The sequence below is a fragment of the Streptomyces sp. NPDC001843 genome, assembly GCF_042891955.1.
Classification (GTDB): domain Bacteria; phylum Actinomycetota; class Actinomycetes; order Streptomycetales; family Streptomycetaceae; genus Streptomyces.
Genome location: NZ_JBIATQ010000016.1, coordinates 50320 through 72190, shown reverse-complemented (window position 1 = coordinate 72190; position 21871 = coordinate 50320). Strand labels below are relative to the sequence as shown.

The window sequence follows — 21871 nt, the reverse complement described above, 5'->3', positions numbered from 1 at the left end:
GCCAGATGCTATCCGCCCCCGCTGTGACCTCCGCGGAGAGCTCAGCTCTCGCGCTTCTCCTTGATCTTCGCGGCCTTGCCGCGCAGCTCGCGCAGGTAGTACAGCTTGGCGCGGCGCACGTCACCACGGGTGACGAGCTCGATCTTCTCCACGATCGGGGTGTGCACCGGGAAGGTGCGCTCGACGCCGACCGAGAAGGAGACCTTGCGGACCGTGAAGGTCTCGCGGACACCGGAGCCCTGGCGGCGGATCACAACGCCCTTGAACTGCTGCACACGGGAGCGGTTGCCCTCGATGACGCGGACGTGGACGTTGACGGTGTCACCCGGGCGGAAGGCCGGGATGTCGCTGCGCAGCGACGCGGAGTCGACGGTGTCGAGCAGGTGAGACATTTCGTCTGCTTTCTTCGCTGATGCCACAGGTCATCAACGGGAACTAGGTTTCCAGGAGGACTGCCGTGCACGTCGGGGCGGACGTCGTTTCCCCCTGTGGCAGGGGCGCACACCGGACGGACGCACAACAGCGGTCTATTCTTCCACGCCCTCGGTCCTGCGCCAAAATCGGCCGTAGGGCTCGCCGTCCGGGTCGGGCTCCCAGCCCAGGATGGACAGCATCTCTCGGTCCTTCTTGTCGAACGCCTTGGGATCGCAGCGCTCGATGAGATCGGGCCGGTTGACCGTCGTACGCCTGAGTGCCTCGTCCCGGCGCCAGCGGGCGATCTTTCCGTGGTGGCCGCTGAGCAGCACGTCCGGGATGTCGCGGCCGCGCCAGACGGGCGGTTTGGTGTAGACGGGGCCCTCCAGGAGGCTCGCCATCGCGCCGGGCGCGAAGGAGTCGTCGCGGTGGGACTCGGCGTTGCCGAGGACGCCGGGCAGCAGCCGCGCCACGGCCTCGGTGATGACGAGTACGGCCGCCTCGCCGCCGGCGAGCACGTAGTCGCCGATGGACACCTCGTACACCGGTATCCGGGTGGCGTACTCGTCGATGACGCGCCGGTCGATGCCCTCGTAGCGGGCCGGGGTGAAGACCAGCCAGGGGCGCTCGGACAACTCGACGGCAAGCTCCTGGGTGAAGGGGCGGCCGCTGGGGGTGGGGACGATCAGCGCGGGCGCGTGGGAGCCCGTCTCGTAGCCGTCGGCGAGGACGGAGTCGAGGGCGTCGCCCCAGGGCTCGGTCTTCATGACCATGCCGGGGCCGCCGCCGTACGGGGTGTCGTCGACGGTGTTGTGGCGGTCGTAGGTCCACGCGCGCAGGTCGTGCACCCGTACGTCCAGCTGTCCACGCGCGCGTGCCTTGCCGACGAGGGAGACGTTCAGCGGTTCCAGGTACTCGGGGAAGATAGTGACGACGTCGAGGCGCATCAGGCATCGCCCCCGGAGTCCCCGGCGTTCCCGGCTTCCCCGGCGTCGCGCGAGGACGCGATCTCGGCGCGGTCGTCGATCAGGCCCGGCGGCGGGGCGATGACCGCCCGCTGCTCCTCCAGGTCGATCTCGGTGACGATCTCCGCGACGAACGGGATCATGACCTCGGTCCCGTCCGGGCGTTCCACGATGAACAGGTCCTGCGTGGGCAGGTGCGAGATCTCGGTGATCCGGCCGACCTCCGCGCCGTCCTCGGTCACCACGTCGAGGTCGACGAGCTGGTGGTCGTAGTACTCGTCCTCCTCCTCGGGGAGTTCGTCCGGATCGACCTCGGCGATCAGGAGGGTGTTGCGCAGCGCCTCGGCGGCGTTGCGGTCGGCGACGCCCTCGAAGCGCAAGAGGAGCCGGCCGCTGTGCACCCGGCCGGTGGCGATGGTGAGCGGCCCCGCGGAGGCGGGTTCCGTGGTCAGTACGGCACCGGGTGCGAGCCGGAGTTCCGGCTCGTCGGTACGGACCTCGACGGTGACCTCGCCCTTGATGCCGTGGGCGCGGCCGATCCGTGCGACTACCAGCTGCACTGTGCTTGCTCTCCTGTCGGAACGACGAGCCGGGGACGGCTCATACGACTACGGGCCGGGGACGGCCCGAAGGCCTTCCCCGGCCCGAGCCGGTGCTGCTACACGATCAGCGGACGTGGTCCACGTCGACGAGGTCGACGCGGACGCCACGGCCGCCGATGGCGCCCACGACGGTGCGCAGGGCGCGCGCGGTGCGGCCGTTGCGGCCGATCACCTTCCCGAGGTCGTCGGGGTGCACCCGGACCTCGAGGACGCGCCCGCGGCGCAGGTTGCGCGAGGCGACCTGCACATCGTCAGGGTTGTCGACGATGCCCTTCACGAGGTGCTCAAGCGCCTCTTCGAGCATGCTGCTCAGGCCTCGGTCGACTCGGACTCAGCCGCGGCCTCGTCCTTCTTCTCAGCCTTCTTCTTCTGGGTGATCGCCTCACCCTTGCCCTCGTCGTCACCGCCGAGAGCGTCGAACGACGGGCGGGTGGACTTCGGCTCGGCGACGAGCAGCGGCGCCGGGGCGGGCTCGCCCTTGAACTTCTGCCAGTCGCCGGTCTTCTTCAGGATGGCGAGCACGGGCTCGGTCGGCTGCGCGCCGACACCCAGCCAGTACGCCACACGCTCGGCGTCCACCTCGATGACCGACGGGTTGTAGGTCGGGTGGTACTTGCCGATCTCCTCGATGGCCCGGCCGTCACGGCGGGTACGGGAGTCGGCGACGACGATGCGGTAGTGAGGCGAACGGATCTTGCCCAGACGCTTCAGCTTGATCTTGACTGCCACGGGAGTGGGTTCTCCTGGATTTGACGTGGTTGGGCACGGCGAGACGGCCGCGTGGGGTTGCGGTACCCGAGTGCCCGATGGACGCGTCAGCCGGAGGAGAGAGGGGTCCTGTGCGGCTGTCGAGTACAGCTAGCCATTGTGCCATACCCGGCGGGTCGCTTAGGTACGGGGGCCGTGCGGGCATGCCTGAGAGGCACCCGGCGCGGAGGTGAGGTACGTCGGGTGCCCGCCCGCCGGGCGGGACCGGGTTACGGCTGCCACGAACAGCCGTAACCTCAGCTCGCCGCCGCCCCCACGACCTCCGGGATCCGGAACGGCTTGCCGCACCCGCCGCACACGATCGGGGCCTGCGCCAGGACCGACGGGACCACCCGGACGTTGCGGCCGCAGTCGCAGACCGCCTTGACGCGGACGCCGCCGCCGGACGAGCCGTGGCGGGCGGCCGGGCCGCGGAACGTACGGGAGGTGTCGGCGGACGTGGCCGCCGTGTGGGCCTTGAGGGCGCGCTGCAGGCGCTCGATGGTGGACCGGTAGCGACGCTTCGCCTCGGGGTTGAGCGTGACCAGCGAGAAGCCGCTGCTGGGGTGCGGCTCGTCGGGGTGGTCCAGGCCCAGCTCCTCGGCGATCGCGAGGAATCGGCGGTTGTGGTAGCGGCCGGCGCGGGAGGTGTCGCGCACTCCGCGCGCGGCGGCGATGCCGTGGACTGCTTCGTGCAGCAGTCGCTCGAAGGAGAGCTCGTGTCCGCAGGCGGACGAGGACTCTCCGATCAGGGACTCTGGCGCGGCAAGGTCAGGCAGCTCGGGGTGGTACCGCTGGATGTCGGACCACGCCTGCGCCAGCTCTGCGGCGAGGACAGGTGGTGTCTGTGTCGTGCTCACGTAATGACAACGAGCCGGGGTGCCGCTGTGTTCCGATTCCGGGGCATCCCAAATAATTTGCACGTACCCGTCAGTTGCCCCTGATGCGTCCTGACGAGGGCGGGTGCGCTGATCTGCGGATATGCCGCACAGGTCGTAACAAGCCGGTACGTAGTGCAACGTACGGCCCGGCGCGTACCTGGTGTCCGCGCGCCGGGCCGCCGTGTTCCGCAGGAGCCGCAAGAGGCGTTTCGGCCGCTCGCCGACCGGAAGGGCCGCCCTCAGTAAGCGCGTGCGACGAGCGCGACGTTACCCGGGGAGTCCTCGTCGGCCGGTACCGACCCGTCCTCGGCGACCAGACACCGTACGGTCATCGCCTGCTCGGCCAGCTTGGCCTCGCCGTCCGCGCCGAGCGTCGCCCACGGGATGCGCGCCCAGCCGCCCGCGCCGACCGCCTCCACGGCCTCGTCGATCGAGGACACGTCCGTGGTGCGGGACTCGCGCCGCTCACGGGACTGGCTCAGCAGCAGCGCCTGGTCCTCCTCCAGCAGGCCGGGCAGGACGTCCGCGAGCGTGTCGATCTTCACCGGCTCCTTGCCCCCGGGGATGCGCCGGGCGAGCATCGCGGTGCCGTTCTCCAGGTCGCGGGGGCCGACCTCGACGCGCACGGGCACGCCCTTGAGCTCCCAGTCGACGGCTCGGCGGCCGAAGGGCGTGTCGGTGCGGTCGTCGACCAGGACCCGCAGACCCGTCGCCTTCAGCCGGTCGCCGATCTCCCGGACCTTGGCCAGAACCGCGTCGTCGCCCTTGATCGCGAGGACGACGACCTGGGTCTGCGCGAGGCGCGGCGGGACACGCAGGCCGTTGTCGTCGCCGTGCATCATCACAAGGGCGCCGATCATGCGGGTGGTCGAACCCCACGAGGTCTGCCAGACCAGCTCCTGCTTGCCCTCCTGGGACAGGTACTGGGTGTTGAAGGCCTTGGCGAAGTTCTGGCCCAGCTCGTGGCTGGTGGCCATCTGCAGGGCCTTGCCGTCGCCCATCATGCCTTCGAGTGTGAGGGTGTTGATGGCGCCGGCGAACCGCTCCTTGGCGGTCTTGCGTCCCGCGACCACGTCCATCGCGAGGACGTTCGTCATGAAGTCCTCGTACACCTCGCGGTGGATGTGCGAGGCGAAGTCACGGGCGTCCTCGTAGGTGGCGTGCGCCGTGTGGCCCTCCTGCCACAGGAACTCGGTCGTGCGCAGGAACAGTCGGGGCCGCAGCTCCCAACGGACCACGTTGGCCCACTGGTTGATCAGCAGGGGCAGGTCACGGTAGCTCTGCACCCACTTTGAGAAGTAGTCGTTGATGATCATCTCGGAGGTCGGCCGGACCACCGCCGGCTCCTCCAGCTCCTTGCCGCCGCCGTGGGTGACCACCGCCAGTTCGGGCGCGAACCCCTCGACGTGGTCGGCCTCCCTGGTGAGGTACGACTGCGGGATCAGCAGCGGGAAGTACGCGTTCTGGGTGCCGGTCTCCTTGATGCGGGCGTCCATCTCCGCCTGCATCCGCTCCCACAGTCCGTATCCGTACGGTCGGATGACCATGGTGCCGCGCACCGGGCCGTTGTCGGCCAGTTCCGCCTTGCTGATCAGATCCTGGTACCAGCGGGGGAAGTCGTCCGCCCGGGGTGTGAGAACGGGTGCCTTGGCCATGGCGAGATGGTACGGGCTCACGTTGCGAGGATGTGAATTCTCGCCACAGGCACCGGGAAGGCACAAAGAGGGCCCCTCGGCCACTGGACGCCGCCGCGAGCCCGGAGTTACCTGACATACGTGGAATGTGCGAGCGCACGGCACGGGGGCCACGTGACGGGGCACAGCGGCAACTCTCTGCGGATTGGGGCGCTTACCTATGACACCTACGCTCGTGCGACAACACCTGTCTCATGCGGGGGCGGCTCCCCGTGTGAACCTGTGCGCACGCGCGCGTGACTGGTCCGAGATTCAGGAGCGGATGCTGGTCCCGCTCTACGAGGCCGTCTACGAGCGACTTGAAACAGGCCCCGGCACACGGCTGTTGGGTCTCGGCTGCGGCTCCGGACTCGCCCTGCTGATGGCGGCCTCCAGAGGGGCCGCGGTCGCCGGTGTCGACTCCTCGCCCGAACGACTCGCCCTCGCGCGGCAACGTCTGCAACCGGACGGCTGGACAACACGCGCGCGTGCCCGTACGCGGATCCTCGCCGGATCGGTCCGGGACGCGGCCGGCCCGGACACCCCCGCCTACACCCTCGTCACCGCCTTCGACCCCGTCGGGTCCCTGGCGGCCGGCTCCGAGGACCTCGCCGAGCTGCTCGCCGCGGCGATCCCGCTCGCCCGGCGCGGGGCGCCCGTGGTGCTCGCCGGCTGGGGCCCGCCGGAACGCTGCGCCACGTCGGCGGTGCTGCGGACGGCAGCCGGACGCGCGCGGTGGCGCCCCGCCCTGCGCGACGACCTGGAGGACGTCGCCCAGCGGGCCGGGCTGAAACCGGACGGTTCGGGCCGGGTCTCCTGCCCCTTCGGGTACGCCGACCTCGACAGCGCCGCACGCGGCCTCATGTCGACGGGTCTGCTCGACGGGGCGATCGCCGCGACCGACCAGGAGCGGGTCGGCAAGGAGCTGGCGGAGGCGCTGCACCCGTACCGGCGGGGGGACGGCACCGTCTGGATGCCGAACGTCTTCCGTTACCTGATCGCCCGCGTTCCCTAGAGGCCGCGTTCCCCAGAGCCCGCGTCACCTAGAGGGCGACTCCCCGCTGGGGCTCGTCGTCCTTGGTCAGGCGGGTGATCCCAGCGATCCGGTACGCGTCCACCTCCTCGAGCGTCTCGTGCTCCAGCAGGGCGTGGGCGAGGGCGTCCAGCTTCCCGCGGTGGTCGCGCAGTTTGCGGCACGCCTCCTCGTAGCACTCGTCGACGATCCGCCGCATCTCGTCGTCGATGACGTCGAGGGTGTGCGGCGCGGCGGCGAGCCCGTACGCCTGCTGGGCGTCGCTCGGGAGGGCGGAGAGGCGGCCGACGCGTTCGCTCATGCCCCAGCGGGCCACCATGCCGCGCGCGATGTTGGTGACCTGTTCGAGGTCGTTCTCCGCGCCCGTGGTGACGACCCCGTAGATCACTTCCTCCGCCGCCATGCCGCCCAGGGCGCCGATGATCCGGCCGCGCAGGTACTCCTCCGAGTGCGCGTACCGCTCGACCTCGGGGGTGGACATCGTCACCCCGAGGGCTCGGCCGCGCGGCACGATGGTGATCTTGCGGACGGGGTCGGCGCCGGGCTGCAGCATGCCCAGCAGGGCGTGGCCGCTCTCGTGGTAGGCGGTGCGGCGGCGGTCCTCCTCGGGCATGATCAGGGTGCGTTCGGCGCCCAGTTGCACCTTCTCCAGGGCTTCCGACAGATCGGACGGGGTCACCTGCTCCTGCTTGCGCTTGACCGCGAGCAGTGCGGCCTCGTTGGCGAGATTGGCCAGATCCGCACCTGTCATGCCCGGGGTCGTGCGGGCCACCCGGGCCAGGTCGACGTCCGCGGCGAGCGGGATCCCGCGCGTGTGGATCCGCAGGATCGCCTCACGTCCGCCGCGGTCCGGCGGTGAGACGTTGACCACCCGGTCGAACCGGCCGGGCCGGGTGAGCGCCGGGTCCAGGATGTCGGCGCGGTTCGTCGCCGCGATGACGACCACGCCCTCCGAGCCCGAGAAGCCGTCCATTTCCGTGAGGATCTGGTTCAGCGTCTGCTCGCGCTCGTCGTGCCCGCTCACCGAGGCCCCGCCGCCGCGGGCGCGCCCGATCGTGTCGATCTCGTCGATGAAGATGATCGACGGGGCCACCTTGCGGGCCTCGGCGAACAACTCGCGGACGCGGGAGGCGCCGACGCCCACGATCATCTCGATGAACTCGGATGCGGAGGCGGAGAAGAAGGGCACGCCCGCCTCGCCCGCCACCGCGCGCGCCAGCAGGGTCTTGCCGGTGCCGGGGGGACCCGCGAGCAGCACGCCGCGCGGCATCTTCGCGCCCATCCTGCGGTAGAGGTCCGGGTGTTCCAGGAAGTCGACGACGTCGTCCAGTTCGCCCTTGACCTCGTCGATGCCGGCCACGTCGGCGAACGTGGTGCGCTGGGTGCCCGGCCGCAGCTCGACCGGCCTGGGCGGCGCCTTGCGGCCGAGCATGCCCCCCGGCCCACCGAGGCCGCCCGCCCGCAACCGTCGCGCGAAGAAGATCCACACCGCCACCAGGATCACCAGCGGCACCAGGGAGAGCAGCAGATTGGACAGCAGGCTGCGCTGCTGCACCACCGGCTGCGCGGTCACCGTGACATGGTGGCTGTTCAGGTTCTGCCACAGCCTGTCGTCCGCGAAGGCCGGGCGCTGCGTCCGGAACCTGACGTACCGGCCGCCGCCCTCGGGGTTGGTACGGGCGGTTCTGAGCTGGCCCTCGATCGCGTCGCCCTTGGAGTAGATCTTGGCGACGTTGCCGGCGCCGACCTGCCTGCTGAACTCCGTGTACGAGATCGTCGGCTCGTTCCCCTTGCCGAGGTAGTTCAGCCCGGCGTACGCCAGCAGGAAGACGACCACCGCGGTGACGAGCAGCCCCCACCACCGGCCGCGGATCCTTCTGCCGCCGGTCCGGGGTGGTGTCTCGTCCGGGGTGCCCTCGGTGCGCCACGGGCGGTCAGGGGCCCTGGGGGGTGGCGCGGCATTGCTCATATCTGGACGTTACGGCACACGGCGGACCGTGGCACGCGCTGAGGGCGCCTCTCCTTCACGGGAGGGGCGCCCTCGAGGTGGTACCGGCGTACCGGGTCCGGTAGCCGGTCAGCCCATGAACTTCTTGAACTCGTCCGGCAGCTCGAAGTCCTGGCCGCCCTGCTGGGGCAGGTTGAAGGCGCCCCCGCCCTGGGCGGCCGCCTCGCGGCGCTGCGCCGCCTCCAGCTCCTGCTGCTTGCGCTTCATCGGGTTGCCGGAACGCTGCTTGCCCTTGGCCTTCTTCGGCTGCTTCTTGGTCCGGCCGGGGCCGCCGCCCATGCCCGGGATCCCCGGCATACCGGGCATGCCGCCGCCCTGGGCCATGCGGGACATCATCTTGCGGGCGTCGAAGAACCGCTCGACGAGGTTCTTGACCGCGCTGACGTCCACGCCGGAGCCCTTGGCGATGCGGGCGCGGCGCGAGCCGTTGATGATCGTCGGGTCCTGGCGCTCGCCCGGGGTCATCGACTTGATGATCGCGGCCGTGCGGTCGACGTCCCGCTCGTCCAGGTTGTTGATCTGGTCCTTGATCTGGCCCATGCCGGGCAGCATGCCGAGCAGCTTGCTGATGCTGCCCATCTTCCTGACCTGCTCCATCTGGGCCAGGAAGTCGTCCAGGGTGAAGTCCTGGCCCTTCTTGGACGCCAGCTTGGAGGCCATCTTCTCGGCCTCTTCCTGGCTGAACGTCTTCTCCGCCTGCTCGATCAGGGTGAGCAGGTCACCCATGTCGAGGATGCGGGAGGCCATCCGGTCCGGGTGGAACGCGTCGAAGTCCTCGAGCTTCTCGCCGTTCGACGCGAACATGATCGGCTTGCCGGTGATCTGGCGGATCGACAGGGCCGCACCACCGCGGGCGTCGCCGTCGAGCTTGGAGAGGACCACGCCGTCGAAGCCGACGCCGTCGCGGAAGGCCTCCGCGGTGTTGACGGCGTCCTGGCCGATCATGGCGTCGACGACGAACAGGATCTCGTCGGGGCTGACCGCGTCGCGGATGTCCGCGGCCTGCTGCATCATCTCCTGGTCGATGCCGAGGCGGCCGGCGGTGTCCACGATCACGATGTCGTGGACCTTCTGCCGGGCGTGGTCGATGGAGTCCTTGGCGACCTTCACCGGGTCACCGACGCCGTTGCCCGGCTCCGGCGCGTACACCGCGACACCGGCCCGCTCGGCGACCACGCTGAGCTGGTTGACGGCGTTGGGCCGCTGGAGGTCGGCGGCGACCAGCAGGGGGGAGTGTCCCTGCTCCTTCAGCCACCGGCCGAGCTTGCCCGCGAGGGTGGTCTTACCGGCACCCTGCAAACCGGCGAGCATGATCACGGTCGGGGGCTGCTTGGCGAAGCGCAGCCGGCGGGTCTCGCCGCCGAGGACCGTGACGAGCTCGTCGTTGACGATCTTCAGGACCTGCTGGGCCGGGTTCAGCGCCCTGGAGACGTCGGCGCCGAGGGCGCGCTCCTTGACGTTCTTGATGAACGTGCGGACGACAGGGAGGGCGACGTCCGCCTCGAGGAGCGCGATACGGATCTCGCGCGCCGTGGCGTCGATGTCCGCCTCGCTCAGCCTGCCTTTGCCGCGGAGGTTTTTGAAAGTCGCGCTGAGGCGGTCGGAGAGGGTATCGAACACGGCGGCGTCGGTCCTTGGTGTCGGCGACAATCTGGGCTGCCCTCCAGGGTATCCGGCCCCGCAGGCAAATCGTCCCCGCCCGCTGGATCCGGCGGGCGGGGACGACTGGAGGACGTGCGGTCCGCGGGGGTCAGCTCCGCAGCGTCTCCTCGAGTTTCCGTGCCACGGTCGCGGCTTCCGCGCCCGGCAGCGGCGTGCCCCCGGCGCCGGTGACGTAGAAGGCGTCCACCGCGCTGGACCCGAGCGTGCTGACGTGCGCACTGCGCACCCGCACCGCCGCGTCCTCCAGTGCCCGTCCGATCCGGAACAGCAGCCCGGGCGCGTCCTGGGCGCGGACCTCGATCACCGTGGCGTGGTGGGAGGCGGCCGGGGCGACCGTGACGCGTGGCGGCGGGGCGACCCGGCCGCGGCGGCGGGGGTAGGCGGCGTCGCGTTCGGCGAGGCGGGAGGCGATGTCGAGGCTGCCGTCGAGGGCGCGTACCAGGTCGGCGCGCAGCCGGGCCGCCTGGGGCAGGGAGCCGTACTCCGCGGCGACCCGCCAGTTGAGGAGCAGCACCGAGCCCTCCTCGATGCTCTCGGTCAGGTCCAGGGCGCGCAGTTCCGCCGTGCGGACGGTCAGCCGGTGCATGGCCAGGACACCGGCGACGGCGGGCAGGACGCCGGGCTGGTCGGGGACGGCGATGAGGAGTTCCACGCCGAGGGGCTCGGGTTCGGCCGGGGAATCCTCGGCCGGGGACTCCTCGGCCGGCGGCTCGGTCTGGGCGCGCAGGGCGAGGACCGGCCCGCTGGTGCGGAGCGCCTCGATGGCGAGCCGCTCCTGCTCGGCGGTGGGCGCCGCGGTCTCGGGTTCGTCGGGGGCGTCTCCGGCGATGACGGCGGAGACCCGCTTGACCAGGTCGGCGACGAGGGAGCCGCGCCAGGAGGACCAGGCGGCCGGGCCGGTGGCCAGCGCGTCCGCCTCGGTGAGGGCGTGCAGCAGTTCCAGCGTGCTCTGGGTGCCGACGGCCTCGGCGACCGAGTGGACGGTGGCCGGGTCCTCCAGGTCGCGCCGGGTGGCGGTCTCGACGAGCAGCAGGTGGTGGCGGACGAGCGTGGAGAGCACGGCCACATCCGCGCGGTCGAAGCCGATCCGTGCCGCGACGTCCTTGGCGATGATCTCGCCGGCCACGGAGTGGTCGCCGGGCCAGCCCTTGCCGATGTCGTGCAGCAGTGCGGCGACGAGCAGCAGGTCGGGGCGGCTGACACGGCGGGTCAGCTCGGAGGCGCGGACCGCGGTCTCGATCAGGTGCCGGTCGACGGTCCAGATGTGGACGGCGTTGCGCTGCGGGCGGCAGCGGACCCGCTCCCAGTCCGGCAGCAGGCGGCTGATCAGGCCTTCCGCCTCCAGTGCCTCCCAGACGTCGACGGTCGGGCGGCCGGAGTCCAGCAAAGTCACGAGTTGCTCGCGCGCTTCGGCGGGCCAGGGCGTGGGCAGGGGGCGTGTGTGGGCGGCCATGCGCCGTACGGCGTGCAGGGAGAGCGGGAGGCCGGCCTGCGCGGCGGCGGCCGCGGCGCGCAGCGGGAGTACGGGGTCGCGTTCAGGGCGCGCGGCGCGGGCGAGTACCACCTCGCCGTCCTGCTGCACCACGCCCTCGGCCAGCGGAGACCGTTCGGGGGCCGGCTTGCCGCCGCCCAGCATGGCGCGCAGGCGCGGGCGTACGGCACGCGACCGCAGCACCCGGCCCACTTCGCGCCAGGTGACGTCGCTGGCGTACGAGATGACCCGGGCGGCCTCGTACACCTGCCGCAGCAGGGTGTCGGCGTCGAGCAGTCCCAGCTCGGCGGCCACCTGGTCCTGCTCCTGCAGTGCTAGCCGGTCGGTGGCCCGTCCGGTGGCCAGGTGCAGGGCGTCGCGTACGTCGAGGAGGCGCCGGCGGGCGTCGGCGAGGCCCTCGCGCGGGGCGTCGGCCAGCCAGGAGGCGGCCACGGCACGCAGGGCGGTGGCGTCCCTCAGGCCGCCCCGGGCCTCCTTCAGATCGGGTTCGAGGAGGTACTGCAGCTCGCCCTGGCGTTCGGCGCGCTCGGCGCACAGCTCCTGGAGTTCGGGCAGACGTTTCGGCGCCTGGTTGCGCCAGTCGGCGAGTACCGCCGTGCGCAGCCCGGCGGTGAGGCCGAGGTCACCGGCGAGGTGCCGGGCGTCGAGGAGGCCGAGCTGGACCTTGAGGTCCTCACCGGCGGTCTTGCGGGCCTCGGCCGGTGTGCGCACGGAGTGGTCGAGGGCGAGGCCGAGGTCCCAGACGGGGTACCAGAGGCGGTCGGCCAGGGCGGCGACCGCCTTGGTGTCGCCGCCGTCGTGCAGCAGGAGCAGGTCGAGGTCGCTGCGCGGGGACAGCTCGCCGCGCCCGTAGCCGCCGACGGCGACGAGGGAGACGCCCTTCAGTCCCTCGACCGCCGCGGTGAACAGCCCTGAGAGCCAGTCGTCGGTCAGTTCGGCGAGGGCCGTACGGCGCGGCGGCCCGGACCGCGCCCCCTCGCCGAGGAGTCGCAGCCGGGCCGCCGCGTAGCCGCTGGGTCCCGAGTCGCCTGCTTCTTTCCGTACACCCGTACTCGTCACCCAGCAGCTCCCGCTCGTATTCAGGTGGTTCTGTTCTTCAGCGCGTCCGGTTCCCAGCGCGTCCGGTCACAGCGCGTCCGGTCACAGCGCGTCCGGGCCGCGCTCGCCGGTCCGTACCCGTACGGCCGTCTCGACCGGCAGGGACCAGACCTTGCCGTCGCCGATCTTGCCGGTGCGGGCCGCCTTGACGATGACCTCGATCAGCTGTTCGGCGTCGTCGTCCTCGGCCAGTACCTCGATGCGGATCTTGGGAACCAGGTCGACGGTGTACTCGGCACCCCGGTAGACCTCGGTGTGGCCCCGCTGACGACCGTATCCGCTCGCCTCGGTCACCGTCAGTCCGTGGACGCCGAAGGCCTGGAGGGCCTCCTTGATCTCGTCGAGCCGGTGGGGCTTGACGACGGCGGTGATGAGCTTCATGCGTCCACCTTCTTGGTCTGCGGGGCGGCCAGGGCCGCGGCGGAGACGGACCCGGCGACACCGCCGCCGGCGCCGCTGAAGTCGTATGCGGTCTCGGCGTGCTCGGCCTGGTCGATGCCGGAGATCTCCTCGTCCTCGGTGACCCGCATGCCGATGGTCTTGTCGAGGAGGAAGGCGAGGACGGCGGAGGCGATCAGGGAGTAGGCGAGGACCGCGCCGACACCGGCGCACTGCTTCCACAGCTGGGTGAAGGAGTGGTCGCCGTAGAAGACACCGGTCGCGGTGGACTGGCCCTTGCCGGTGGCGAAGAAGCCGATGAGCAGGGAGCCGATGATTCCGCCGACCATGTGGACGCCGACGACGTCGAGGGAGTCGTCGTAGCCGAACCTGAACTTCAGGCCGACGGCCGCGGCGCAGGCGACACCGGCGATGGCACCGACGGCGATCGCGCCGAGCGGGGAGACCGCACCGCCGGACGGGGTGATCGCGACCAGACCGGCGACCGCGCCGGAGGCGGCGCCCAGCGTGGTGAACGCGCCGTGGCGGATCTTCTCGTAGGCGAGCCAGGCCAGCATGGCGGCGGCGGTGGCGACCTGCGTGTTGACGAACATCAGCGCGCCGACGCCGTCGTCGTTGCCGAGCCACGAGCCGGCGTTGAAGCCGAACCAGCCGAACCACAGCAGACCGGCACCGAGCATGACCAGCGGGAGGCTGTGCGGGCGCATCGGGTCCTTCTTGAAGCCGACGCGCTTGCCGATGACCAGGATGACGCCGAGGGCACCGGCACCGGCGTTGATGTGGACCGCCGTACCACCGGCGAAGTCGATCACGCCGAGCTTGTAGGCCCAGCCGTCGGCGCCCCAGACCCAGTGGGCGACCGGGACGTAGACGACCGTGAGCCACAGGGCGACGAACAGCGACCACGCCGAGAACTTGACGCGGTCCGCGAGGGCACCGCTTATCAGGGCCGGCGTGATGACCGCGAACATCAGCTGGAAGACCATGAAGACGAAGATCGGGATGGTGTAGCCGTCCCAGAGCTGCGTCAGGCCGACGTTGCTCATCCCGAACCAGTCGGGGTTCCAGCCGATGAGGCTGTTCTTCGTGCCGAAGGCGAGGGAGAAGCCGTAGAGGACCCAGAGGATCGTGACGATCCCGATGCTGACGAAACTCATCATCAGCATGTTCAGCGTGCTCTTGACGCGGACCATGCCTCCGTAGAAGAAGGCGAGGCCGGGTGTCATGAGCAGCACCAGGGCGGAACAGATGAGCATGAAGCCTGTGTTCGCGGAGGACAGCTTCGGTGCCTCCGCGGCAAGCGTGATGGCTGGTGCCATCGGCGTCTCCTCGTCGATTGGTACGGCCCCGTGCGGGCGAAGCCTGAGCGGTCCGGTCAGTGAGGGGTGGGCCGGTTATGCGCCATGAGATTGGCGCAGCGCGGTTTCGGTGGAAGCCCCTCGTTGTTTCGCCGGGGTGACGAAGACGCCCTGTGTGTTACGCCTCGGTGAAGTGCCGGATGTCCGGCCACCGGATCGTTATCGTGGCGCAACCTTCTCTGAAGGCCGAAAACCGGCCGCGGACGGCCTTCCGATGACCTGGCATGGGGGAGCCGAGTCGGACAGTTCGGGAGGGCCGGCCGCGGCCGGGGCTTGCGGGTCAGACCGCTTCTGCGGTCTCCGGGAGGTCGACGGCGAGCTGCTCGCCGAGCTCGACGACTTCGGCGAGGTCGCCGAAGTCACGGACGGCGGTGTCTACGGTCTTTCGGATACGAGTGTTCACACGCTCGGAGCGGACCTTCTTGGCGACCTGCATGGCCTGGGTGGCCATGACCGCGCTCTGCTCGGGTTCCCGGCGCAGCAGGTGCACGGTGGCCATGCCGATGAGGTTGAGCGCATACGACCGCTGGTGCTCGTGGTCCTTGGCGAAGAGCTCCACGGCCCGCTGCATCAGGGGTTCGGCGAGGGAGGCGTAGGTGGGGCTGCGGCCCGCGACATAGGCGAGGTCGCGGTAGGAGTGGGAGTTCTCCGCGTGCAGCTCGGCCTCGGAGAAGAAGCGGATCCAGTCGGGGTCGGGATCGTCCCACTCGTCGGCCTCGGCGAAGGTGTCCTCGGCCATCCGCACCGCCCGCTTGCACTTGCCGGGCTGACCCATGTTGGCGTAGGCGCGGGCCTCCATCGCATACAGCATCGCCTGGGTGCGCGGGCTCGCGCAGTCGCGGCTGCCGTACTGCGCGAGGTGGATCAGTTCCAGGGCGTCGTCGGGCCGGCCGAGGTGGATCATCTGGCGACTCATGCTGGACAGCACATAGGAGCCGAGCGGCTTGTCGCCGGCCTCCTTGGCGGCGTGCAGGGCGAGGACGAAGTACTTCTGCGCGGTGGGCTGCAGCCCGACGTCGTAGCTCATCCAGCCGGCCAGTTCGGCGAGCTCGGCGGCGACCTGGAAGAGCTTGCGGGTGGCGGCTTCGGGCTGCGGTTCCTGGAGGAGGTCGGTGACCTCGTGCAGCTGGCCGACGACCGCCTTGCGGCGCAGTCCGCCGCCGCACTGCGCGTCCCACTGCCGGAACATCACCGTGGTGGTCTCCAGCAGGTCCAGCTCCGGCTTGGACAGCCGGCCGGGGCGGCGGGGCTCGGCGACGGGCCCGGCCTGGTGCGGTACGGGCGCGGACGGCGAGGGGACGAGCCAGCGCTGCATCGGCTCGATGAGGGACGGGCCCGCGGACAAGCCCAGCGAGGTCCCGAGGAAGCCGCGCCGCGCCAGCATCAGGTCGCTGCGCGAGAACTCGCTGAGCAGGGCCACCGTCTGCGGGCCCGTCCAGGGCAGGTCCACTCCGGACACGGAGGGTGACTGGCGGGCCGCGCGCAGACCGAGGTCCTCCACGGAGACCACGCAGCCGAACCGCTCCGAGAACAGCTCGGAGAGAATTCTGGGAATCGGCTCGCGCGGGTTCTCCCCGTCCAGCCAGCGGCGCACCCGCGAGGTGTCCGTGGAGATGTGGTTGGCGCCCAACTGCCGTGCCCGGCGGTTGACTTGGCGGGCGAGCTCGCCCTTGGACCAGCCGCTGCGCACGAACCACGAGCCGAGCAGCTCGTTGGGGCGCTTGTCAGCGTTCGTCCCGCTACCGCCACTGCCGCCCACTGGAACGCCCCCATCCCTGAGACCACTTGTCGCCGATTGCGCCAAGCCTTATCAGAATGCCGGTAAATACGGCTTCTCGTCCGGCAGTTGCCACCCTTCGAACGGGATGACGACTTGCCTCCGGCATACCCACGAGTGCATGCGTCCCCAGGACTCGTGCACACAGCGTAATCCTACGATCACGGACGCAGCCACGGCGATCCCGGAATCGCCACCATTCGCCACCCCTTCGAATGAACTCACGTCCGGCCGGGCGCGATTCACTTGACACAGCACGATCGGAAGCAGGTGCAGCGGTGCACCGAGGGGCGCGCACGACCGGGCGTACAGCCCTGGGCGCTTCCACGCGCCGTCTACATCGAGCGGAAAGAAGGGAAGGCGGAACCCTGAGAGGTCACGTTCCGTTTCCGTACCGTTCCGTCGCGTAACCACCGCGTGCCGGACCCGTTGGAGGGGGCATGGAGTTCACGATCGGCGGCATCCGTGAGATCCGCTCCGGCGCGCGTCGGCGCGGGCGCTCCTCGGAGTGCACCGCCGTGGCCGAGTTCACCGGGCTGTGGGGCTGGGACGTGGTCCCGGGCGCGCGGGCCTCCGCGGGCGCCTGCTCCTGCGGCCGCGCGGACTGCCCCGCGCCGGGCGCCCATCCCCTGGAGTTCGCGCCCAGGATCTCCGCCGGGGCCACGCTGGACGAGGCGACCAAGGCCTGGGCCGAGTTCCCGGGTGCCGCCGTGATGCTGCCCGTCGGACGGGCGTTCGACGTGATCGAGGTGGCCGAGCCGGCCGGCCGCCGCGCACTCGTCCGCCTGGAACGCATGGGCCTCCCCCTCGGCCCGGTCACCGCCACCCCGGACGGCCGCGCCCACTTCCTGGTCGCCCCGGGCGCCGCCGCGGAGCTCCCCGCACTGCTGTACCGGATGGGCTGGGACGCACCCTCCGCCCTCGACCTGCGCGGCCTCGGACCAGGCACGTACATCACCGCACCGCCCTCCGACCGGGGCGGCCTGGGCCCGGTGCGCTGGCTGCGGCCGCCCGCGCTGGACTCGGCGACGAGGCCGCCGACGGCCCGGCTGCTGCTGGGGACACTCGCGTACGTGGCGCACCGGTCACGGGCCTGAGCCGGTCCCAGCGACCCCGCCGCCCACCGGTCACGGGCCTGAACCGGCCCCCGCGACCCCGCCGCGCACGACAGAAACGCCCGCCCCGTCACATCCCGGGGCGGGCGCTTCCGCGATCGGCTGCCGCGTTCGGCAGGTGTTGGTCACTCCCCGATAAGGGCGTCAACGAACGCCTCCGGCTCGAACGGCGCCAGGTCGTCCGCGCCCTCGCCGAGGCCGATCAGCTTGACCGGCACACCCAGCTCGCGCTGGACCGCGACCACGATGCCGCCCTTCGCCGTGCCGTCCAGCTTGGTCAGCACGATGCCGGTGATGTCGACGACCTCCGCGAAGACCCGGGCCTGCACCAGCCCGTTCTGCCCGGTGGTGGCGTCGAGGACGAGCAGCACCTCGTCCAGCGGGGCGTGCTTCTCGACGACGCGCTTGACCTTGCCGAGCTCGTCCATGAGGCCGGTCTTGGTGTGCAGGCGGCCGGCGGTGTCGATGAGGACGACGTCGACCCCCATCTCCTTGCCCTCCTTGACCGCGTCGAAGGCGACGGAGGCGGGGTCGCCGCCCTCGGGCCCGCGCACGGTGTGGGCGCCCACCCGCTCGCCCCAGGTCTGGAGCTGGTCGGCGGCGGCGGCCCGGAAGGTGTCGGCGGCGCCGAGGACGACGGTACGGCCGTCGGCCACCAGGACCCGGGCGAGCTTGCCGGTGGTGGTGGTCTTGCCGGTGCCGTTGACGCCGACGACCATCACGATGCCGGGCTTGCGGTCCTCCGGTTCCGTCTTCACCGTGCGGTCGACGTCGGCGCCGACCAGCTTGACCAGCTCCTCGCGCAGCAGGCCCCGCAGCTCCTCCGGAGTGCGCGTACCGAGCACCTTGACGCGCTCACGCAGCCGGTCGACCAGTTCCTGGGTGGGCTGCACACCGACGTCGGCGGTGAGCAGCGTGTCCTCGATCTCCTCCCAGGTGTCCTCGTCGAGGTGCTCGCGGGAGAGCAGGGTCAGCAGACCCTTGCCGAGGGCGTTCTGCGAGCGGGACAGCCGGGCGCGCAGGCGCACCAGGCGGCCGGCGGTGGGCTCCGGGACCTCGATCTCGGGAGCCGGTACGACGGGGGGCTCCTCGACGGCGACCGGGGGGCCGCCGGGGAGGTCCACCTCCTCGATGGTCCGGCGTTCTTCGTCGTGCGGCGTCTCGGCCTCGTCGCCGACGTGCGGCTCGGCCGGGGGCGCGGTGATGTCGGGCGTGGTGGGGGGCGGCGGGGGCAGCGGCTTCCGGCGCCGGCTGCCGACGATGAGCCCCCCGAGCGCGCCGAGCACGACCACGGCGATGACTACGGCAAGGATGATGGTTTCCATAACTTGTCCAGTATGGCGTGACCTACCGCTCGGCCGTTCGTTGTACGCGCGGGGCCTCATGAGCCCCGCCGGGCCGGGCTGGCCCGCGGTCCGACCTCGCGTCGACCGGAAGCCCCTTAGGGCGGAGTCACAACGGGTCCAGTATCCAAGGTCCCGTCGGGTACGCGCAGCAGCGTCCCCAGGGGGTGTCAAGGCCCATGAGGTGGGTCGTGACACCCCCTTGCCGCTGGCGTCGAGCGGCGATTCAGACCCGCGGCCCCTGGCCATCTGACGGACCGCCAGCTACCGTCGCCCGCACCCGGCACACCCACCCGGCGAAGGGGACCTCCCATGCCCGTCACGGTCGTCCGTTTCAACCTCGTCGAACCCGGCGCCTCCCCCGCCGCGCTCGGCGCCCGCTACCGGGCGGCCCTGGAGATGGCCGCGTACGCCGACGAGCGGGGCGTCACCACCGTGCAGACCGAGGAGCACCACGGCGCGGACGACAACTGGCTGCCCGCGCCGTTCGCCTTCGCGGGCGCGGTCTTCGGGGTCACCCGGCGGATCGCGGTCACGGTGTCGGCGATCATCGGCCCGCTGCACGACCCGCTGCGGCTGGCGGAGGAGATCGCCGTACTGGACCTGCTCAGCGGTGGCCGGCTGGTGACGGTCGCGGGGATCGGATACCGGCCGGAGGAGTACGCCCTGTTCGACGTGGAGTGGAAGCGGCGCGGCCGGCTCCAGGACGAGCTGCTGGAGACCCTGCTCAAGGCGTGGACGGGTGAGGAGTTCGAGTACCGGGGCCGTACCGTACGGGTCACCCCGCGCCCGCTCAGCGACCCGCACCCCCTGCTCCTGGTCGGCGGCTCCTCCAGGGCCGCTGCCCGCCGGGCCGCGCGGCTCGGCCTGCCGTTCTTCCCGAGCGCGCACCTGCCCGAGCTGGAGGCGTACTACAAGGAGCAACTCGTGGAGCACGGCACCGAGGGCTGGACGATGATGCCCGCGGCCGAGACGCCGCTGCTGCACCTCGCCGAGGACCCGGACCGGACGTGGGCGGAGTACGGGGAGCACTTCCTGCACGAGGCACGGACGTACGCCTCCTGGCAGTCCTCGGACATCCGCTCGGCGGTGCGGTCGTCGGCCACGACGGTGCCGGAGCTGCGGGCCGAGGGGGTCTACCGGGTCCTCACCCCGGAGGAGTGCGTGGCGCAGGGGCTCGACAACCTCGTCCTGCATCCGCTGGTCGGCGGGATGCCGGTGGAGGAGGGATGGCGGAGCCTGCGACTGTTCGCGGAGCGGGTGGTTCCGGCGTTGGACGGCTGACCTGCGCCGATAATCTCTGGCCGGTGGAGGCCTGCGGTGATCCACTGGGCGTATGAGTCTGACAGTGGAAGTGTTCGTCCGGAAAGCGGACGGGGAGTTACGGATACTCGACGTGCCGGACGACGTGTTTCACTCCGGCGGCTTCGAGTCCTGGCGTACGACGGTGTGGGGATCGGAGTACGTGCGCTCGCTGGGTGCCCGCTTCCTGCCCGGTCTGGCCGAACAGGACCTCTATGTCGAGGCCGGGGACGTGCCGGAGTTCCGGCGCGAGGTCGCTGTGCTGCGCTCCCGTCTCGACGAGGTCGCCCACGGCACCCAGCGGCCACGGACGGTGGAGGAGCACCGGCACCCGATCGAGACGCGGTTGGGGATCATCGAGGAAAGCTGTCGCAAGGCCCTGGAGATCGGCGGCGGCGTCCTCATCTGGTGACCGCCCGTACGAGCGCCGCCGCCCCGGCTCGCGCAGTGGGCGAGCCGGGGCGGCGGTGGTACGAGGAGAGGGGCAGCGGGGACTTCGCCCTTCTCCCCGGTTCGGGGGGGCCTGCGGCGAGGCTCAGCCCATCTCCTCCAGTGTCTTGCCCTTCGTCTCCTTGACGAACTTCAGGACGAACGGGATGGAGAGCGCGGCGAAGACCGTGTAGATCACGTAGGTCACCGAGAGGTTCCAGTCGGCCAGGGACGGGAAGCTCGCGGTGATGGCCCAGTTGGCGATCCACTGCGCGGCAGCGGCCACACCGAGGGCGGCGGCACGGATCTTGTTCGGGAACATCTCGCCGAGCATGACCCAGACGACCACGCCCCAGGAGAGGGCGAAGAAGAGGACGAACACGTGCGCGGCGATCAGGGCGGTCCAGCCCTGGGCCGAGGGCAGCTTGCCGTCGACGAGGTCGAAGGAGAAGGCCCAGGCCTCCAGGGCGAGGCCGACGACCATGCCGACCGAGCCGATGACGGCGAGCGGCTTGCGGCCCACCCGGTCGACGAAGATCATCGCGATCACGGTGCCGAGGATGTTGATGATCGAGGTCGTGAAGGAGTAGAAGAACGAGTCCGTCGGGTCGACGCCGACCGACTGCCACAGCGTCGAGGAGTAGTAGAACGCGACGTTGATTCCGACGAACTGCTGGAAGACCGACAGGCCGATGCCGACCCAGACGATCGGCTTGAAGAAGAATCCGCCGCCGAGCAGGTCGCGGAAGCTGGACTTCTCCTCGCGCTTCATGGCGGTCTCGATCTCGTGCACGCGGGCGTCCAGGTTCGCGCCGTCACCCTCGACCTCGTTGAGGATCTCCCGGGCGCGGTCGTGCTTGCCGACGGAGATGAGGAAGCGCGGGGACTCGGGGATCGCGAAGGAGAGCAGTCCGTAGAGGACGGCGGGTACGACCATGACGCCGAGCATGACCTGCCAGGCCTCCAGGCCCATCAGCTTGCCGCGCTGGTCGCCGCCGGCGGCGTTGAGCAGACCCCAGTTGACCAGCTGCGAGATGGCGATGCCGACGACGATCGCGGCCTGCTGGAAGGAGCCGAGACGGCCGCGGTATGCGGGCGGGGCGACTTCGGCGATGTAGGCGGGGCCGATGACGGAGGCCATGCCGATGGCGAAGCCGCCGACCACACGCCAGAAGGCGAGGTCCCACAGCGCGAAGGGCAGTGCCGAGCCGACGGCGCTGACCGTGAAGAGGACGGCGGCGATCTGCATGCAGCGGATGCGGCCGATCCGGTCGGCTATGCGGCCTGCGGTCGCGGCGCCGATGGCGCAGCCGATCAGGGCGATGGCGATGACCTGGGCCAGGGCTGCCGAGCCGACGTGGTAGCGGTCCCGGATGGCCTCGACGGCGCCGTTGATCACGGAGCTGTCGTAGCCGAAGAGGAAGCCGCCCATCGCGGCCGCCGCCGCGATGAAGATGACGTGCCCGAGATGTTCGGGGTGAGCCGTCCTGGCTCCTGACTGGTGTGCCTGCGTCGTGCTGGTCACGCGTTCAACTCCTCGGGCCGCCGGCAACGCTGCCGGCGTGGGGGCGAG

Annotated in this window: 19 protein-coding genes; 4 read left to right on the top strand and 15 right to left on the bottom strand. The window is 70.9% G+C overall.

Going from position 1 to position 21871, the window contains the following annotated elements; genetic code table 11:
* Window positions 1-41 precede the first annotated feature (41 nt).
* The 7 genes from rplS to proS form a co-directional block, all read right to left on the bottom strand.
* On the bottom strand, window positions 42-392 hold the full coding sequence (gene rplS / locus ACFYZQ_RS33035; RefSeq protein WP_061925786.1) for a 50S ribosomal protein L19: 351 nt from the start codon (window positions 390-392) through the stop codon (window positions 42-44).
* Between the two features lie 135 nt (window positions 393-527).
* Window positions 528-1361 carry a tRNA (guanosine(37)-N1)-methyltransferase TrmD gene (trmD, locus tag ACFYZQ_RS33030; RefSeq protein ID WP_389155817.1) on the bottom strand — a complete coding sequence of 278 codons (834 nt, stop codon included), beginning with the start codon at window positions 1359-1361 and terminating at the stop codon, window positions 528-530.
* A complete protein-coding gene (gene rimM, locus ACFYZQ_RS33025) occupies window positions 1361-1939 on the bottom strand; it encodes a ribosome maturation factor RimM (protein WP_389155814.1) in 579 nt (192 codons plus the stop codon). The genes trmD and rimM overlap by 1 nt, the downstream gene beginning before the upstream one ends.
* 106 nt (window positions 1940-2045) lie before the next feature.
* Entirely contained in the window at window positions 2046-2285 is a 240-nt protein-coding gene (locus ACFYZQ_RS33020) for an RNA-binding protein (RefSeq protein ID WP_003973401.1), read from the bottom strand.
* A 5-nt stretch (window positions 2286-2290) separates the two neighbouring features.
* Complete coding sequence (rpsP, locus tag ACFYZQ_RS33015) at window positions 2291-2710, bottom strand: 30S ribosomal protein S16 (protein ID WP_389155811.1); 420 nt, start codon at window positions 2708-2710, stop codon at window positions 2291-2293.
* Window positions 2711-2985: 275 nt separating this feature from the next.
* Complete coding sequence (locus ACFYZQ_RS33010; RefSeq protein WP_388796572.1) at window positions 2986-3588, bottom strand: hypothetical protein; 603 nt, start codon at window positions 3586-3588, stop codon at window positions 2986-2988.
* A 260-nt stretch (window positions 3589-3848) separates the two neighbouring features.
* Window positions 3849-5264 carry a proline--tRNA ligase gene (gene proS / locus ACFYZQ_RS33005; protein ID WP_389155808.1) on the bottom strand — a complete coding sequence of 472 codons (1416 nt, stop codon included), beginning with the start codon at window positions 5262-5264 and terminating at the stop codon, window positions 3849-3851.
* A gap of 199 nt (window positions 5265-5463) precedes the next feature.
* On the opposite strand from proS, the gene ACFYZQ_RS33000 reads away from it, so the two are divergent.
* Window positions 5464-6297, top strand: a complete 834-nt coding sequence (locus ACFYZQ_RS33000) for a methyltransferase domain-containing protein (protein ID WP_389155806.1) — start codon at window positions 5464-5466, stop codon at window positions 6295-6297.
* Between the two features lie 28 nt (window positions 6298-6325).
* Here ACFYZQ_RS33000 and ftsH read toward each other — a convergent pair whose 3' ends face one another.
* The 6 genes from ftsH to ACFYZQ_RS32970 form a co-directional block, all read right to left on the bottom strand.
* Window positions 6326-8284: an ATP-dependent zinc metalloprotease FtsH gene (gene ftsH / locus ACFYZQ_RS32995; RefSeq protein ID WP_389155803.1), complete on the bottom strand. Its 1959-nt coding sequence runs from the start codon at window positions 8282-8284 to the stop codon at window positions 6326-6328.
* Window positions 8285-8392: 108 nt separating this feature from the next.
* Window positions 8393-9943 carry a signal recognition particle protein gene (ffh, locus tag ACFYZQ_RS32990; protein ID WP_389155800.1) on the bottom strand — a complete coding sequence of 517 codons (1551 nt, stop codon included), beginning with the start codon at window positions 9941-9943 and terminating at the stop codon, window positions 8393-8395.
* A 130-nt stretch (window positions 9944-10073) separates the two neighbouring features.
* Entirely contained in the window at window positions 10074-12536 is a 2463-nt protein-coding gene (locus tag ACFYZQ_RS32985; RefSeq protein ID WP_389155797.1) for a [protein-PII] uridylyltransferase, read from the bottom strand.
* Window positions 12537-12617: 81 nt separating this feature from the next.
* The gene (locus ACFYZQ_RS32980) at window positions 12618-12956 is read right to left on the bottom strand and encodes a P-II family nitrogen regulator (protein WP_030990174.1); all 339 of its coding nucleotides are present in this window, start codon (window positions 12954-12956) and stop codon (window positions 12618-12620) included.
* On the bottom strand, window positions 12953-14293 hold the full coding sequence (locus tag ACFYZQ_RS32975; protein ID WP_389155795.1) for an ammonium transporter: 1341 nt from the start codon (window positions 14291-14293) through the stop codon (window positions 12953-12955). The genes ACFYZQ_RS32980 and ACFYZQ_RS32975 overlap by 4 nt, the downstream gene beginning before the upstream one ends.
* A gap of 319 nt (window positions 14294-14612) precedes the next feature.
* Window positions 14613-16091: a hypothetical protein gene (locus ACFYZQ_RS32970; RefSeq protein ID WP_389155792.1), complete on the bottom strand. Its 1479-nt coding sequence runs from the start codon at window positions 16089-16091 to the stop codon at window positions 14613-14615.
* A 458-nt stretch (window positions 16092-16549) separates the two neighbouring features.
* On the opposite strand from ACFYZQ_RS32970, the gene ACFYZQ_RS32965 reads away from it, so the two are divergent.
* Entirely contained in the window at window positions 16550-17206 is a 657-nt protein-coding gene (locus ACFYZQ_RS32965) for a bifunctional DNA primase/polymerase (protein ID WP_389155789.1), read from the top strand.
* A 143-nt stretch (window positions 17207-17349) separates the two neighbouring features.
* Here ACFYZQ_RS32965 and ftsY read toward each other — a convergent pair whose 3' ends face one another.
* Window positions 17350-18549 (bottom strand): signal recognition particle-docking protein FtsY, encoded by a 1200-nt coding sequence (gene ftsY, locus ACFYZQ_RS32960; protein WP_389155786.1) that lies wholly within the window; start codon window positions 18547-18549, stop codon window positions 17350-17352.
* 330 nt (window positions 18550-18879) lie between these two features.
* On the opposite strand from ftsY, the gene ACFYZQ_RS32955 reads away from it, so the two are divergent.
* The gene (locus ACFYZQ_RS32955) at window positions 18880-19851 is read left to right on the top strand and encodes an LLM class flavin-dependent oxidoreductase (RefSeq protein WP_389155783.1); all 972 of its coding nucleotides are present in this window, start codon (window positions 18880-18882) and stop codon (window positions 19849-19851) included.
* Between the two features lie 52 nt (window positions 19852-19903).
* Complete coding sequence (locus tag ACFYZQ_RS32950) at window positions 19904-20281, top strand: hypothetical protein (protein ID WP_389155780.1); 378 nt, start codon at window positions 19904-19906, stop codon at window positions 20279-20281.
* A 123-nt stretch (window positions 20282-20404) separates the two neighbouring features.
* Here ACFYZQ_RS32950 and ACFYZQ_RS32945 read toward each other — a convergent pair whose 3' ends face one another.
* Entirely contained in the window at window positions 20405-21823 is a 1419-nt protein-coding gene (locus ACFYZQ_RS32945; protein WP_389155777.1) for a sugar porter family MFS transporter, read from the bottom strand.
* Window positions 21824-21871: the final 48 nt, after the last annotated feature.

What these genes read in the sequence shown, in the direction of transcription:
- proS (WP_389155808.1), bottom strand. Translation starts at nt 5,264, where the DNA reads ATGGCCAAGGCACCCGTTCTCACACCCCGGGCGGACGACTTCCCCCGC.
- ACFYZQ_RS33000 (WP_389155806.1), top strand. Translation starts at nt 5,464, where the DNA reads ATGACACCTACGCTCGTGCGACAACACCTGTCTCATGCGGGGGCGGCT.
- ACFYZQ_RS32975 (WP_389155795.1), bottom strand. Translation starts at nt 14,293, where the DNA reads ATGGCACCAGCCATCACGCTTGCCGCGGAGGCACCGAAGCTGTCCTCC.
- trmD (WP_389155817.1), bottom strand. Translation starts at nt 1,361, where the DNA reads ATGCGCCTCGACGTCGTCACTATCTTCCCCGAGTACCTGGAACCGCTG.
- ACFYZQ_RS32955 (WP_389155783.1), top strand. Translation starts at nt 18,880, where the DNA reads ATGCCCGTCACGGTCGTCCGTTTCAACCTCGTCGAACCCGGCGCCTCC.
- ftsH (WP_389155803.1), bottom strand. Translation starts at nt 8,284, where the DNA reads ATGAGCAATGCCGCGCCACCCCCCAGGGCCCCTGACCGCCCGTGGCGC.
- rplS (WP_061925786.1), bottom strand. Translation starts at nt 392, where the DNA reads ATGTCTCACCTGCTCGACACCGTCGACTCCGCGTCGCTGCGCAGCGAC.
- ACFYZQ_RS32965 (WP_389155789.1), top strand. Translation starts at nt 16,550, where the DNA reads ATGGAGTTCACGATCGGCGGCATCCGTGAGATCCGCTCCGGCGCGCGT.
- ACFYZQ_RS32950 (WP_389155780.1), top strand. Translation starts at nt 19,904, where the DNA reads ATGAGTCTGACAGTGGAAGTGTTCGTCCGGAAAGCGGACGGGGAGTTA.
- ftsY (WP_389155786.1), bottom strand. Translation starts at nt 18,549, where the DNA reads ATGGAAACCATCATCCTTGCCGTAGTCATCGCCGTGGTCGTGCTCGGC.
- ACFYZQ_RS33020 (WP_003973401.1), bottom strand. Translation starts at nt 2,285, where the DNA reads ATGCTCGAAGAGGCGCTTGAGCACCTCGTGAAGGGCATCGTCGACAAC.
- ACFYZQ_RS32980 (WP_030990174.1), bottom strand. Translation starts at nt 12,956, where the DNA reads ATGAAGCTCATCACCGCCGTCGTCAAGCCCCACCGGCTCGACGAGATC.